We start from the raw sequence: 13912 nt of genomic DNA, 5'->3' as shown, positions 1-13912 counted from the left end.
CAGTTGTCGCATAACAAAGCCATCGACGGTGGGTTCTCCTGTCATGAACGGCTCGGAGGACTTGGAACTGCTCGTCGTCGGACTCGACGCCGGCTGTCAGCCGGTGCTCGAGCGACTGTTCGAGGCCGGCGACGCGCCGACGTTACGTCGATTGTTCGAGATCGGGGCAAGCGGGCCGCTCGAGTCACAGATCCCGCCGTGGACGGCGAGTGCCTGGCCATCGCTGTACACGGGAAAGAACCCGGGCAAACACGGTGTCTACGACTTTCTCTCGTTCGACGGCTACGACTGGGACGTGGTAAACGCGACGCACGTCCGCGAACGAGCCGTCTGGGAACTGCTAAGCGACCACGGCATCTCGAGTGTCGTCGTCAACGTCCCCGTGACCCACCCGCCCAGGGAGTTCGACGGGGCGTTGGTCCCAGGAATGACCGCTCCCGAACGGCCGGACTGTCACCCCGAGGGGATCCTCGAGGACGTCGTCGAGACCTGTGGCGACTACCGGGTCTACCCCCAGAGCGGACCCGAACCCGACCGCTCGATCGAGGGCTACGACCGGACGATCGAACTCCGGGGGAAGGCGTTTCGGTACCTGCTCGAGCGGTTCACACCCGAGTTCGGTTTTCTCCAGTTCCAGCAGACCGACTCCGTCTTCCACGAGCGTCCGGGCGACTGGGAGGCGGTCTCGGCGGTCTACCGCGCGGTCGAGCGCGAACTCGCGACGACGATCGAGACGTTCGACCCCGAGAACGTCCTCGTCGTCAGCGATCACGGGATGGGCGAAGTCTCCGGCCACGAGTTCCGGGTCAACGAGTTCCTCCGCGATCGGGGCTACGTCGCGACCAAAAGCGGTGGGGAAGGGATGCCCACCTGGTCTCGAGCCTGGGAGAACGACCTGCTCGAGGGCGACGACGCCGGCGAACACGAGAGCACGCCCCTCGAGCGGGCGATGGAGCTCGCGGCGACGGCCGGAGTCACGACCCAGCGGGTCGCGAACGCGCTCGATCGCGTCGGGCTGAAAGAGCCGATCGGCCGCCGCGTACCAAACGATATGATCCGTGCAGCGAGCGAACAGGTCGACTTCCCACACTCGCGGGCGTACGTCCGCTCGAAGAGCGAACTCGGCGTCCGCATCAACCTCCAGGGGCGAGAACCACAGGGCGTGGTGCCCGAATCGGCGTACGACGCCGTTCGAGCCGAACTTGTCGAACAGCTCTCGGCGGTCGAGACGCCCGACGGCGAACCGGTGTTCGAGGACGTCGCCCCCCGCGAGCGGTACTTCGAGGGACCACAGCTCGAGCGGGCACCCGACATCGTCACCGTTCCGGCGGCGTTCGACAACGCGGTCGTCGCGGCGCTTTCCGGCGAGCGCTTCGCCGACCCCGTCGAGCCCTGGAACCACAAGCGGACGGGTATCGTCGCCGCCGCCGGGTCGGCCATTGACGAGGACGCCTCGCTGGCGGGAGCGACGATTTTCGACGTCGCGCCGACGATCTGTTCGCTACTCGACGTCCCCGTCGACGCCGCGATGGACGGCGAGACGCTTCCGATCGCCGACCCGGCCGAGACGCGCCAGTACCCGGCCTACGACCCTGACCCGGTCACCGCGACCGACGACGCCGTCGTCGAGGATCGGCTCTCGGACCTGGGGTATCTATGAGCATCGAGGTCACCGAACTCGACGCCGCGACAGACCGCGAAGAGTGGAACCGATACGTCGATCGAGGGAAGCGGACGAATCCGTTCTACCGGACCGAAGCGCTCGCGTTGCAGGCCGAGGACACCGACACCACGCTCCACCTGCTCGCCGGATTCAAGGGCCAGGAGCCGATCGGTCTCTTTCCGATCTTCGCCTACCGAAAGGGACCGCTCACCGCCGCGTTCTCGCCCGCACCGTACTCGTGGTCGATCCCGCTCGGGCCAACCATGCTCAACGTCGACAAGCTCAAACAGCGTAAAGCCGACCGTCGCATCCGACGGTTTCTCGCGGGCTGTCTCGAGTGGGTCGACCGGGAGCTGTCGCCGCTGTATGCCAAGTTCGAGGTCGCCGAGCTTGAGGACGTGCGACCGTTCACTTGGAACGAGTACGACGTCTCGCCGGGTCACACCTACGTCGTCGATCTCGAGGGCTCTGCCGAGGAGTTACTCGAGCGGTTCAGCAGCGACGCCCGGAACAACGTCCGCAACGCCGACGACGACGCCTACGTCGTCGAGGAGGGAGACGGCGACGACGTCAACCGGATCGTCGAACAGGTCCGGGCTCGCTACGAGAGCCAGGACCGGGCCTTCCAGCTGTCGACGTCGTTCGCCCGGTCGCTGTACGAAGCCCTTCCCGACGGTCGTCTTCGGCCCTACGTCTGTCGCGTCGACGGCGCGTTCGTCGGCGGAATCCTGGTCGTCGAATCGGACACGACCCGCTACCGGTGGCAGGGAGGAGTCAAGCCCGACACCGACGTTTCCCTCCCGGTCAACGACCTGCTCGACTGGACGGTTATGCGCGACGGGCTCGAAGCCGGACTCGAGCGCTACGATCTCGTCGGAGCCGGCGTTCCGAGCATCAATCGCTACAAGGCGAAATTCAACCCCCGACTCGAAACGCACTACACGATCACGACCGCCGCGTTCGGGCTCGACGTACTGATCGATCAGTACCGAAAGGTGCAGTGACAGCGAGACCGCCGAACGACGGTTATCCTATCGGACGTAACTGTGTGACGGCTCTCGCCACCCCGGGGCGGCGAGACTCGTTCACGACGTACGTCCGGCAGTATCACGTTCGAGAAACGACTGTACCCTCGCGTCGAAAGCGAGCTTTCGCTCGTGAAACGCGCCGTGTTTCGCCCCCGGAACCAGCTCGAGTTCGCCGTTCGACAGCGCGGCCGCCGTCTCCCTCGCGAGCGCCGGCGGGAAAAACGGATCCCGCTCGCCCCCGAAAACGAGCGTCGGATGGTCGACGTCGGCGAGCCGATCGCAGGCGCTGTTCGCGACGACGAGGCGGTCTATCAGCTCCGGCTCTCGGTGTGTGAGGGCCTGGCCGATCAGTCCACCCATCGAGATACCGATCACGTCGATTGCGGTATGGGAGTCACTGATTGCCTCGAGAGCGAGCGCGTGAGTCGAGACGGCGTCGTCGACGTCGTACCCTGACGGGAGCGAACGCGGCCGGCTCAAGAGGCAGACCGTGTGCGTCCCGAGGTACCGCCCGAAGTACGGCGCGATCGCCCAGCCCGAAAACGGAGGGTACGTTCCGGGGAACATCGCATCACCGAACCCCGGCAGAACGGCGAGTGCACGCGGTCCGTTGCCGGTGGTCACGTACGGGTGACCGCCGGGAAGCGTTCCGGTCTCGCTCCGGACCATCGCCGCCGGCGAGGGAATTTCGATCGAGTTCATGTGGGGCCTGTCGGACGCGAGCCTCTCCGTCGATCCTGGCTCGCGTCTCCTGACGGGTGCGTTCGGGACGAGGGGGTTTGAGCCCGTTGCCGGCACTCACTACGGACCACGAGGGGATCCCGGGTAGTGGGGGCGCATGGAAAGGGTTTTTCGGCACGAACGGTTGGATACAGGTAAATGGGGCTCGAGGAGGAGATCGAGGAGATCGAAGAGGAAATCGCCAACACGCCCTACAACAAGTCGACCGAAGCACACATCGGCCGGCTGAAATCGAAGCTCGCGGAGAAAAAAGAACAGCTCGAGAAACAGCAGTCGGGCTCTGGCGGCGGCGAGGGCTACGCCGTCGAAAAACACGGCGACGCGACCGTCGCTCTGGTCGGGTTTCCGAGCGTCGGCAAGTCCTCACTGTTGAACGCGATGACCAACGCCGAAAGCGAGACGGGATCCTACGAATTCACGACGCTCGACGTCAACCCCGGGATGTTACAGCATCGTGGAGCGAACATCCAGATGCTCGACGTACCCGGGCTCATCGAAGGGGCCGCCGCGGGCCGAGGCGACGGTCAGCAGGTGCTTGCCGTCGTCCGCAACGCCGATCTGATCGTCTTCGTCCTCTCGGTGTTCGAGATCGATCAGTACGACCGCCTGCGAGAGGAACTGTACGACATCAACATCCGCGTCGACCAGGAGCCCCCACGAGTGACCGTCCGTCCCAAGCACAAGGACGGCATCAAGATCACCTCGAGCACCGAACAGGAGTTAGCCGAGGAGACGATCACGGACGTGCTCCGCGACCAGGGATACATCAACGCCGATCTCAATCTCCAGGAGACGGTCACCATCGATCGACTCATCGACGGACTGATGGACAATCGCGAGTACATCCCCTCGATAACCTGCGTCAACAAGGTCGACCTGATCGAACCCGAGTACAAGGAGACGGTCGACGAACAGCTTCGCGATCGTGACTTAGACCCCGAGGAGGTCACGTTCATCAGCGCAGAGAAACAAAAGGGTCTCGAGGCACTCAAAGACCGCATCTGGGAGAACCTCGGGCTCATTCGAGTCTACATGGACAAACCCGGTCGCGGCGTCGACTGGGAGGAGCCACTCGTCGTCGAGGACGGTTCGACGGTCCAGGACGCCATCGAAAAACTCGGCGGCGACTTCCAGCAGCGATTTCGCTTCGCCCGCGTGAGCGGTCCTAGCGCGGCCCACGACGAACAGCAGGTCGGTACCGACCACGTCCTCGAGGACGAGGACGTTCTGAAACTGATTCTCAGACGCTGACCGACGGTTGTCGGGAGCGAGGCGTCGATGTTCACGAACGTGAGTATTTCACCGCCTCCCGAATCCGGAGTGACGCACAAACGAAGAGATTTTTATCCGTCCGCCCCCCACGAAGTCACATGACCCACGGGCGGGAAAGCCCCCAGCGGACCGGGATGACCGAAAAATGCGGCGTCGTCGGCGTCTCGTTGTCCGGTCGGGACGCGGCACGACCGTTGTACTACGCGCTGTATGCACTCCAGCACCGCGGCCAGGAGTCGGCAGGGATCATCACCCACGACGGTTTTCAGCAACACAGCCACGTCGAGATGGGACTGGTCGGGGACGCCTTCGACGAGGGCGACCTCGAGAGCCTGGCCGGCTCGGCGGGTATCGGTCACGTTCGCTACCCCACAGCTGGCAGTCTGGATACCTCCTGTGCCCAGCCGTTTTCGGTCTCGTTCAAGAGCGGCTCGCTCGGCCTTTCCCACAACGGTAACCTCGTCAACGCCGACGAGCTCCGCGATAAACTCGCTGGAAAGGGCCACGCCTTCACCAGCGACGGCGACACCGAGGTCATCGCCCACGACCTCGCGCGAAACCTGCTCGAGGAGGACCTCGTCCGCGCCGTCAAGCGGACGATGGGACGGATCCACGGCTCGTACTCGCTTACGATCTCTCACGACGACACCATCCTCGGGGTCCGGGACCCACAGGGCAATCGCCCGCTGTGTATCGGCGAACTCGAGGACGGCTACGTGATCGCCTCCGAGTCGGCCGCGATCGATACGCTAGACGGTGAGCTCGTCCGTGACGTTCGCCCGGGCGAACTCGTCGTCTTACACGACGACGGCACCGGGTTCGACTCCTACCAGCTGTTCGAACGCGAACACACCGCCCACTGTTTCTTCGAACACGTCTACTTCGCCCGTCCGGACTCGGTGATCGACGGCCAGCTCGTCTACGAGGCCCGGCGGGAACTCGGACGCAAGCTCTGGGACGAAAGCGGCGTCGAGACCGATGTCGTGATGCCCGTGCCGGACTCCGGACGGGCGTTCGCGTCGGGCTACGCCGAGGCAGCGGCCGAGACGACCGCCGACGGCGAGCCCCGTCCGGAACGTGACGACGGCGTCGAGTTCGCCGAAGGGATGATGAAAAACCGCTACGTCGGACGGACGTTCATCATGCCGACCCAGGACGAACGCGAACGGGCGGTCCGGCTGAAGCTCAACCCGATCAAATCGACGGTCGCGGGCAAGACCGTCACGCTGATCGACGACTCCATCGTCCGTGGGACGACCTCGACCCAACTCGTCGAGCTCCTTCGAGACTGCGGTGCCGAGGAGGTCCACATGCGAATCGGCGCGCCGCCGATCGTCGCCCCCTGTTACATGGGTATCGACATGGCAACCCGCGACGAACTGATCGCCGCCGACAAGTCCGTCGAGGAGATCCGCGAGACGATCGAGGCAGACAGCCTCGCGTACCTCTCGACCGACGCCGTCGCCGAGGCCCTGGCATCCGACCGGGACGACCTCTGTCTGGGCTGTGTCACGGGCGAGTACCCCTACGACGTCGAGGGTGAGGTGACCGATCGCGACGTCGATCGCCCCGAAATCGACAGCCAGCCAATGCGAGCCGACGATTGACGATCCGATCCGCTCTCGAAGGGATCGAAACGGATCAGTACAGCCAGTACAACATCACGTAGACGACCACGCCGAGTGCGAACGAGACGATCCACAGCGATGCAGCGACTCGGCCGACAGTGGCGTGGCTTGTCTCCCTGAGTTCCGAGATCGGACGCGACAGGGCGAGCAACAGGACGTAGTACAGAAGCGGGATACAGACGATCGCAAGCAGCATGTGAATCCCGAGAACGGGAAGGTAGACGAACTGGTAGACGGGGTCGGGGCCGGGGAACGTCGCCGCGCCGCCGACGACGACCAGCCGGTAGAGATAGAAGAACAGAAACGCCACGAACAGCAGGAGAGAGACACCCATCGCGAGTTGGTGGCGGCGCACGTCACCGCGACGGATCGCCCGCCAGCCCAGCCCGATCGTCCCGATCGCAGCCAGGCTGATGACGGCGTTGAGATGGGGAATCGCCTCAAGTACCCACTCCGGCGGGGCCGGAACGGCGTCTTGTGGAACCACACCGCCGGCCGCGGCGAACACGAGTGCGAGCGAGACGATGGTCAACATACCCGTCAACAACGGCACGCGATCTCGGTCGACGTACTCCATGTGTGGCAGTTGGACTGGCCGGGGAAAGCCGTTACTGTCCGGAAACGCGGGTTTCAGGTACGATTCTCTAAACCGTCGTGTGCCACGGTCACAATCCAGACTCCGACTCAACGAAACGGCGCTGCCGCTGTCGAACGTGATGTCGGCAGTAAGTTGTGCGTGGGTGATGTCCCTTCGTGGGGGCGTCATCACCTGCATCGAGTGACGCGACCGAAGCCGCGCCGGTGCGATGCGTGGGACCGGATTCGAACCGGCGGACCCCTACGGGACAGCGCCCTCAACGCTGCGCCGTTGGCCTGGCTTGGCTACCCACGCTCGCGTTCTTTGTCCGCACTCAATCGTATCCAGTGTGGTTATAAAAGCCCTTTCCTTTGTCGCTGACCTTGCCCGGGAATCACACCGTTCGACCTCGAGCGGTGTATTCAAATGTGACTGGTGCCAAACGGTGGCATGGCCAAGTACTCGACGGGCTCGTCGTCGGGTGGCGGCGGGACGGCCTGTGAGCTCTGTGGCGCCGAGAGCGACTCGCTGCGGACGGCGACGATCGCCGGCGCGACGCTCGAGGTCTGTCCCGACTGTACACCACACGACGACTCGAGTGACACTCGCGGATCGAGCGCCTCGAGCGGTTCGAACGCGTCGGGAAGCTCGAGGACGGACGAGGAGGCGGACCGCAAGAAACGTGCGGCACAGAACGTCGCCAAGGCGAACCCGGTCTGGGACGGCGACTCCGAACACTGGGAACGAGAGGGGACGAGCTACGACGACGATCCGCTGCCCTATCTCGTCGCGGACTACGGCGACCGACTGGTCGAGGCCCGACAGGAGGCCGGCCTCCAGCGCGGAGAGCTGGCCGAAGAGCTGGACGTCCGCGAGGCCGACCTGCTGGCGATCGAACAGGGTCGTGCGACCCAGGCTGGCGTCGGCGGCGGATTGATCGACGCGCTCGAGGACTACCTCGACGTCGAACTCGCGGAGTAATCGCGAGCCGAGACCGGGGAGACTTTTATCCGAGGGCGTCGGAGTAGGACCGATGAGTGGCCAACGGGCGGCTGCAGAGCCGTATACGACGCGATTCCAGACGGACGTCAGGGCCGTCGACGGCCGAGAGGTCTGGCTCGAGGAGACGTACTTCTACGCAGAAAGCGGCGGCCAGCCCGCCGACAGGGGCACGATCGGCGGCGTCGAGGTCGAAGACGTTCGAGTCGAAAACGGCGACCCCGTCCACGTTCTCGCCGAGGAGCCGTCGTTTCGAACGGGCAGACAGGTTCTCTGTTCGGTCGACTGGTCGTTTCGAATGTACTGTATGCGAGCGCATACGGCCAGTCACGTCCTCTACGGTGCGGGTCGGCGGCTGCTCGAGGACCTCGGCTACGGCGGGTTCGACATCGGCGAGCGGAAAGTCCGGGTCGATCTCGAGACCGACACCGAGGTAGACGACGGAACGCTGGTCGACCTCGAGCGGCTGATCAACCGGGCGATCTGGGAGTCTCGTCCCGTCTCCTGGGAAGAGATTCCACTTGCAGAGGCGCGCGAGCGCGAGGAGATCGCGTTCAACGACGCGACCGAGGAGGAGGCGTTCACCGGCGGCCGGCTCCGGATCGTCACCGTCGGCGGACCGGACGACAACGGCGACGCTACCTCGAGCGAGCCCTGGGACGTCGCGGCCTGTGGGGGGACCCACGTCCGAAACACTCGCGAGATCGGTTCCGTCTCCGTTCTCGGCCGATCGAACCCCGGCGAAGGGCTGGCTCGCGTCGAGTTCGCCGTCGGCCCGCGAGCCATCGAGCGTGCGGCGACCGAGAAACGCACGACACTCGCCGCGAGGGCCGCACTCGAGACCGCGATCGAGGACGTCCCGGCCGAACTCGAGCGCGTGGTCGAAGAACGGGATGCTCTCGCCGTGGAGGTCGGACAGCTCCGCCGGGAGCTCATCGAGACGCAGCTGACGAGTGCTGACCCGATCGATCGCGACGGTGAGGAGTGGCTCCTCAAGGAACTCGAGGACGTCTCCGCCGACGACGCGAGCGACGTGGCCCGAGAGCGTGCCGGCGAGCTGGCAGACGTCGTGGCGCTCGTCGGAAGCGGCGACGCCCCGTTCGTGGTCGTCGGCTCGGCCGGTTCGCGATCGGCCGCCGACGTCGTCGACGACCTCACCGACGAGTTCGGTGGTGGTGGCGGTGGGTCGGATCGGTTCGCACAGGCCGGCGGACTCGACGCTACGTCCGAGGCAGTCGTCGACTGGCTCGCGTAGGGCCCGGAGAGTTTTACGGTCTCTCGAGTCGTCGTCTGCGTATGGTCGATTACTCGCAGCTACGCGATCCGAACGCCGAGTACACGATGCGCGATCTCTCGGCGAGCACGATGAACGTTACGCGCGAGCGCGGTGGCGGCCGCGACGTCGAGATCACCGACGTCCAGACGACGATGATCGACGGAAATTTCCCGTGGACGCTGGTTCGCGTCTACACCGACGCGGGAATCGTCGGCACCGGCGAGGCCTACTGGGGGGCTGGCACGCCGGAACTGATCGACCGGATGCGGCCATTTCTCGAGGGCGAGAACCCGCTCGACATCGACCGCCTCACCGAGCATCTGGTCCAGAAGATGTCCGGCGAGGGATCGATCGGCGGCGTCACCGTCACCGCCATCTCGGGCATCGAGATCGCCTTACACGACCTCGCGGGCAAGATACTCGAGGTGCCCGCCTACCAGCTCTTGGGCGGAAAGTACCGCGACGAGATGCGGGTCTACTGTGACTGTCACACCGAGGACGAGGCTGATCCGATCGCCTGCGCGGACGAGGCCGAACGCGTCGTCGAGGAGCTCGGCTACGACGCCTTGAAGTTCGACCTCGACGTCCCCTCTGGCCACGAACGCGACCGGGCGAACCGCCACCTGCGGCCCGTCGAGATCGAGCACAAAGCGAGCATCGTCGAGGCGGTCACCGAACGCGTCGGTGCCAGAGCCGAGGTCGCGTTCGACTGTCACTGGTCGTTCAGCGCCGGCAGCGCGAAACGACTCGCGAATCGCCTCGAGGAGTACGACGTCTGGTGGCTCGAGGACCCGGTCCCCCCGGAGAACCACGACGTCCAGCGGGAGGTGACACGGTCGACGTCGACGCCGATCACCGCCGGCGAAAACGTCTATCGAAAGCACGGCCAGCGTCGCCTGCTCGAGGACCAGGCCGTCGACATCATCGCGCCAGATATGCCGAAAGTGGGCGGGATGCGCGAGACCCAGAAGATCGCCGACAAGGCCGACATGTACTACGTTCCCGTCGCGATGCACAACGTCTCCTCGCCCGTCGCGACGGTCGCGAGCGCTCACGTCGGTGCAGCGATCCCCAACGCGCTGGCGGTCGAGTTTCACTCCTACGAACTGGGGTGGTGGGAAGATCTGGTCGAAGAGGACGTGATCGAGGACGGCTACATCGAGATTCCGGAGGAGCCCGGACTCGGCGTGACGCTCGATCTGGACGTCGTCGAGGAGCACATGCTCGAGGATGAGGAGTTATTTGACTAAGAGTATTTCTGGCGGTGAAACTGCTCGAGGCGCTTTATATTGGTCAGTTGCGTACGTCCGCTCATGCAGATCGTCACCACGGAGACGGTTCCCGATCGCGAGGTCGTCGAGGCGCTCGGAATCGCACGCGGAAACACCGTCGAGGCGAGAAACGTCGGCCGGGACATCACCCAGAGCCTGCGAAACCTCACCGGCGGCGAGCTGAAAGCCTACTCGGAGCTGCTCACGAAAGCCCGCGACGAGGCCATCGATCGGATGGCCGCCGACGCGGAGTCGATGGGTGCAGACGCCGTCGTCAACGTTCGCCTGGAAACCTCGAAAGTCACCGAGGGCGGCTCCGAGGTGATCGCCTACGGGACGGCCGTCAGGCTGCGCTGAGTCGCGAACGGACAACACACGTCGGCTGCCGGTGTGTGTTTTATACCGTTCGTCGGGGAGAGTACCCGGCATGACGCCCGACCAGACGTCTCGGAGACGCCTGTTACGGACGGTCGGTGGCGTGCTCGCCGCGGGAACGCTCGGGAGCGTCGCGTCCGCCGACGAAGATAGTGCCGACGAGTACACCGAGATCTACCAGGAAACGATCGACGCCGTCGTGCTCGTTACCGTTCCCGACGTCGAAGAGGGACCGGGCGGGCTGGGTTCGGGATTCGTCACCGCAGACGGCGTCGTCGTCACCAACGAGCACGTCGTCGGCGACGCGTCGACGGTCGAGTTACAGTTTCACGACGAGTCCTGGCGCACCGCCGCGGTCGTCGGAACCGACGCTCACAGCGACCTCGCCGTCCTCGAGGTCGAAGACCTCCCGGCCGATGCCGGTTCGCTCCGGTTTGCAGCGGAGCCGCCGGACGTCGGCGAGGACGTCCTCGCGCTCGGGAACCCGCTCGGGCTCGACGCCTCGGTTTCGCGTGGCATCGTAAGCGGCGTCGACCGCACGTTGCCGAGTCCGACGGGCTTTGACATCCCGGCTGCCGTCCAGACCGACGCGCCGGTAAACCCCGGCAACAGCGGCGGTCCGCTGGTGAACCGCGACGGCGAGATCGTCGGCGTCGTCTTCGCGGGTGCGGGCCAGACGATCGGCTTCGCGATCGCCGCCGGCCTCGCCGATCGCGTCGTCCCCGCGTTGCTCGAGGATGGGACGTACGATCACCCCTATATGGGTGTCAGCGTCGCACCGATCGGTCCGTTCGCCGCCACGGCGAACGACCTCGACGAGGCGGGCGGCGTGTTGATCGTCGACGTCGTTCCGGACTCGCCGGCGGAGGGCGTCCTCGAACCGGCGACGGAGACGACGGCCGTCGAGGGGACGACCGTCCCCGTCGGCGGCGACGCCGTCGTCGCGATCGACGGCACGGAGATACCCAACCAGGACGCGCTGTCGTCGTATCTCGCCCTCGAGATGGAACCCGGAGAGACGATCGGTCTCGAGGTCGTCCGCGACGGCGACCGCGAGGTCGTCGAGTTGACGCTTGGAGAACGACCCGATGCCGAGACTGTCGAACCCGGCCCTGGACCTGGACCTGGTCCCGGACCCGGACCCGGTCAAGAACCAGAGCCGTGACGTCTGAAAAGCGGCGCGCTTGCTCCCTCGGCGAGTTCCTCCGGGGGAAACTCCTCGACGTCGTCTCTCGCACTCGCGAGATAGAGCGCGCTGTTGAGCAGCCCGATGTGGCTGAACGCCTGGGGGTAGTTGCCCAGTAGGGTCCCGTCGGGCCGGACCATCTCCGAGAGCAGCCCGAGCGGGGAGGCGTGCTCGAGGACGGTTTCGAAGATCGACTCGGCCTCCTCGAGACGTCCCGAGAGGACAAGCGCGTCGACGAGCCAGAACGAACAGAGGAGAAACGCACCCGGCTCTTTCGGTCGGGCGTCGCTGTTGGCGAAGCGATAGACGAGCCCGTCGTCGGTCGACAGGTCCTCGAGGACGGTGTCGATCGTTCCCTGTACGCGGTCGTCGTCGGCTGGCAGGAAGTCATACAGCGGGATCAAAAGCGCCGTCGCGTCCAGGGCCTCGTCGGTCTCGAAGTGCTGGACGAAGCTGTCGATCGACTCCTCGTACCCGCGCTCGAGGATCGCCTCCCTGATCGCCTCGCGTTCGTCCGCCCAGCGCTCGAACGGCCCATCGCGGTCGTACTCCTCGCCGACCTGGATCGCACGGTCGAGTGCGACCCAGCACAGGAGCTTCGAGTGGACGAAGTGGTGACGAACGTCGCGAAACTCCCAGATGCCCGCGTCGCGTTCGTCCCAGTTTGCACAGACGTAGTCGGCAAGCGCCCGGATCGACTCCCAGTCGTAGTCGGAGAGACCGTTCTCGTAGCGGATCGTCTCGTAGATCCCCTGGACGATCGTTCCGTAGATGTCGAGTTGCTCCTGGTCGGCGGCCGCGTTGCCGATCCGGACCGGCTGGGAGTCACGATAGCCGGGGAGGTGATCGAGCGTCGTCTCCTCGAGTTCAGTCTCGCCGTGGAGGCCGTAGATCGGCTGGATGTCGGCGGGCTCTTCGTGACCGATCTGGCGGAACCACTCGAAGTACTCTTCGGCCTCCTCGCGCTGGCCGACGTTGTAAAGCGCCTGGACGGTGAACTTGGCGTCGCGGATCCAGTTGTACCGGTAGTCCCAGTTGAGGTCGCCGCCGATCTCCTCGGGTAGCGACGTCGTCGGCGCGGCCGGGATCGAGCCGGTCCCGTCGTGGATGAGAAGTTTGAGTACGAGCGCCGACCGGCGGAGAACGTCGCCGTACTTGTCGTCGAACGCGAACAGTTCGCCCGCCGACTCCTCACAGCGTCCGAGCCAGTCCCGCCAGTAGGCGATCGTCTCGGCGAGGATCTCCTCGCGTTCGTCCGGAGAGAGGTGATTCGAGTGGCCGTGTTGCAGACACAACCAGGCCGACTCGCCGGCTTCGAGCGGGACCGTCGCTTTCGCCCGGTCGCCGTCGATCCGGGCGTCGTCGACGCCATGGAGGTGGATGTGAAGCGGCTCCCCGCTACCACTCGCGACCACTTCGGCGTCACGCAACGTCAGATCGGTTTCGCTCCGCCCGTAGTCGAACCGCGGCTCGAGGACGACCTCGAGGTCGACCGAACCGGACTCACACTCGAGGGTCCGAAACAGCGACCGCTGGAACCCCTCGTACCGGGGGCCGCCGTCGGTGACCGGCATGAAGTCCGTCACCGTTGCCGTCCCGACGTCGGTCTCGAAGGTCGTCTCGAGGACGTTCGTCCGGTTGACGTAGGTCTGAGTCGCCTCGAAGGGCTCGTCCGGGGAGACGGCAAAGCGGCCCCCGTCGTCGGCGTCGAGGATAGCGCTGAAGACGCTGGGGGACTCGAGGTGGGGGAACGGACACCAGTCGATCGAGCCCTCGCGACTCACGAGGGCACAGCGGTTGTCGTTGCCGATAGCACCGTAGTCCGCGATTGGGGGGTACTCGGATTCCATGGTGAAGTGGTGTGTCCGACGAAAACACCGATTGGCTCGACGACAC

At 65.3% G+C, this 13912-nt stretch carries 12 protein-coding genes and 1 tRNA gene; 9 read left to right on the top strand and 4 right to left on the bottom strand.

All coding sequences use genetic code 11. The features are described from left to right. Positions 1–43 precede the first annotated feature (43 nt). Together QQ977_RS14040 and QQ977_RS14035 are read left to right on the top strand one after the other, a co-directional pair. Positions 44–1660 (top strand): alkaline phosphatase family protein, encoded by a 1617-nt coding sequence (locus QQ977_RS14040; protein ID WP_285926397.1) that lies wholly within the window; start codon positions 44–46, stop codon positions 1658–1660. Continuing rightward, a complete protein-coding gene (locus QQ977_RS14035) occupies positions 1657–2667 on the top strand; it encodes a lipid II:glycine glycyltransferase FemX (protein ID WP_285926396.1) in 1011 nt (336 codons plus the stop codon). The genes QQ977_RS14040 and QQ977_RS14035 overlap by 4 nt, the downstream gene beginning before the upstream one ends. 81 nt (positions 2668–2748) lie before the next feature. Here the strand turns inward: QQ977_RS14035 and QQ977_RS14030 are convergent, their stop codons facing one another. Then, complete coding sequence (locus tag QQ977_RS14030; protein WP_285926395.1) at positions 2749–3393, bottom strand: alpha/beta fold hydrolase; 645 nt, start codon at positions 3391–3393, stop codon at positions 2749–2751. A gap of 177 nt (positions 3394–3570) precedes the next feature. Here QQ977_RS14030 and QQ977_RS14025 point away from each other — a divergent pair, with 177 nt between their 5' ends. Together QQ977_RS14025 and purF are read left to right on the top strand one after the other, a co-directional pair. After that, positions 3571–4683 carry an OBG GTPase family GTP-binding protein gene (locus QQ977_RS14025; RefSeq protein ID WP_285926394.1) on the top strand — a complete coding sequence of 371 codons (1113 nt, stop codon included), beginning with the start codon at positions 3571–3573 and terminating at the stop codon, positions 4681–4683. 155 nt (positions 4684–4838) lie between these two features. Then, the gene (purF, locus tag QQ977_RS14020) at positions 4839–6311 is read left to right on the top strand and encodes an amidophosphoribosyltransferase (RefSeq protein WP_285928714.1); all 1473 of its coding nucleotides are present in this window, start codon (positions 4839–4841) and stop codon (positions 6309–6311) included. Positions 6312–6345: 34 nt separating this feature from the next. On the opposite strand, the gene QQ977_RS14015 is transcribed toward purF, so the two are convergent. Further along, the gene (locus QQ977_RS14015) at positions 6346–6909 is read right to left on the bottom strand and encodes a DUF420 domain-containing protein (RefSeq protein WP_285926393.1); all 564 of its coding nucleotides are present in this window, start codon (positions 6907–6909) and stop codon (positions 6346–6348) included. A gap of 230 nt (positions 6910–7139) precedes the next feature. Beyond that, positions 7140–7224, bottom strand: a tRNA-Leu gene (locus QQ977_RS14010). Positions 7225–7359: 135 nt separating this feature from the next. Here QQ977_RS14010 and QQ977_RS14005 point away from each other — a divergent pair. The 5 genes from QQ977_RS14005 to QQ977_RS13985 all read left to right on the top strand — a co-directional run bounded on the left by QQ977_RS14005 (position 7360) and on the right by QQ977_RS13985 (position 11995). Next, positions 7360–7890 carry a helix-turn-helix domain-containing protein gene (locus QQ977_RS14005; RefSeq protein ID WP_285926392.1) on the top strand — a complete coding sequence of 177 codons (531 nt, stop codon included), beginning with the start codon at positions 7360–7362 and terminating at the stop codon, positions 7888–7890. A 52-nt stretch (positions 7891–7942) separates the two neighbouring features. Beyond that, positions 7943–9163, top strand: a complete 1221-nt coding sequence (locus QQ977_RS14000; protein ID WP_285926391.1) for an alanyl-tRNA editing protein — start codon at positions 7943–7945, stop codon at positions 9161–9163. A gap of 41 nt (positions 9164–9204) precedes the next feature. Further along, positions 9205–10434: a mandelate racemase/muconate lactonizing enzyme family protein gene (locus QQ977_RS13995; protein ID WP_285926390.1), complete on the top strand. Its 1230-nt coding sequence runs from the start codon at positions 9205–9207 to the stop codon at positions 10432–10434. Between the two features lie 63 nt (positions 10435–10497). Next, positions 10498–10812 (top strand): YbjQ family protein, encoded by a 315-nt coding sequence (locus tag QQ977_RS13990; protein WP_285926389.1) that lies wholly within the window; start codon positions 10498–10500, stop codon positions 10810–10812. Positions 10813–10882: 70 nt separating this feature from the next. Beyond that, a complete protein-coding gene (locus QQ977_RS13985; RefSeq protein WP_285926388.1) occupies positions 10883–11995 on the top strand; it encodes a S1C family serine protease in 1113 nt (370 codons plus the stop codon). Here the strand turns inward: QQ977_RS13985 and QQ977_RS13980 are convergent. Beyond that, positions 11977–13866 carry a glycoside hydrolase family 15 protein gene (locus QQ977_RS13980; RefSeq protein WP_285926387.1) on the bottom strand — a complete coding sequence of 630 codons (1890 nt, stop codon included), beginning with the start codon at positions 13864–13866 and terminating at the stop codon, positions 11977–11979. The two genes, QQ977_RS13985 and QQ977_RS13980, sit on opposite strands and share 19 nt — an antisense overlap. Positions 13867–13912 lie beyond the last annotated feature (46 nt).

The sequence above is a fragment of the Natrialbaceae archaeon AArc-T1-2 genome (genome assembly GCF_030273315.1).
Lineage (GTDB): Archaea > Halobacteriota > Halobacteria > Halobacteriales > Natrialbaceae > Tc-Br11-E2g1.
Note: the sequence above shows the minus strand (reverse complement) of the source record. Positions and strands in the feature narration are given on the sequence as shown.

Coding starts and splice junctions, on each gene's coding strand:
- purF (WP_285928714.1), top strand. CDS start 4,839: ATGACCGAAAAATGCGGCGTCGTCGGCGTCTCGTTGTCCGGTCGGGAC.
- QQ977_RS13995 (WP_285926390.1), top strand. CDS start 9,205: ATGGTCGATTACTCGCAGCTACGCGATCCGAACGCCGAGTACACGATG.
- QQ977_RS14015 (WP_285926393.1), bottom strand. CDS start 6,909: ATGGAGTACGTCGACCGAGATCGCGTGCCGTTGTTGACGGGTATGTTG.
- QQ977_RS14000 (WP_285926391.1), top strand. CDS start 7,943: ATGAGTGGCCAACGGGCGGCTGCAGAGCCGTATACGACGCGATTCCAG.
- QQ977_RS14025 (WP_285926394.1), top strand. CDS start 3,571: ATGGGGCTCGAGGAGGAGATCGAGGAGATCGAAGAGGAAATCGCCAAC.
- QQ977_RS13990 (WP_285926389.1), top strand. CDS start 10,498: ATGCAGATCGTCACCACGGAGACGGTTCCCGATCGCGAGGTCGTCGAG.
- QQ977_RS13985 (WP_285926388.1), top strand. CDS start 10,883: ATGACGCCCGACCAGACGTCTCGGAGACGCCTGTTACGGACGGTCGGT.
- QQ977_RS14035 (WP_285926396.1), top strand. CDS start 1,657: ATGAGCATCGAGGTCACCGAACTCGACGCCGCGACAGACCGCGAAGAG.
- QQ977_RS14005 (WP_285926392.1), top strand. CDS start 7,360: ATGGCCAAGTACTCGACGGGCTCGTCGTCGGGTGGCGGCGGGACGGCC.
- QQ977_RS14040 (WP_285926397.1), top strand. CDS start 44: ATGAACGGCTCGGAGGACTTGGAACTGCTCGTCGTCGGACTCGACGCC.
- QQ977_RS14030 (WP_285926395.1), bottom strand. CDS start 3,393: ATGAACTCGATCGAAATTCCCTCGCCGGCGGCGATGGTCCGGAGCGAG.
- QQ977_RS13980 (WP_285926387.1), bottom strand. CDS start 13,866: ATGGAATCCGAGTACCCCCCAATCGCGGACTACGGTGCTATCGGCAAC.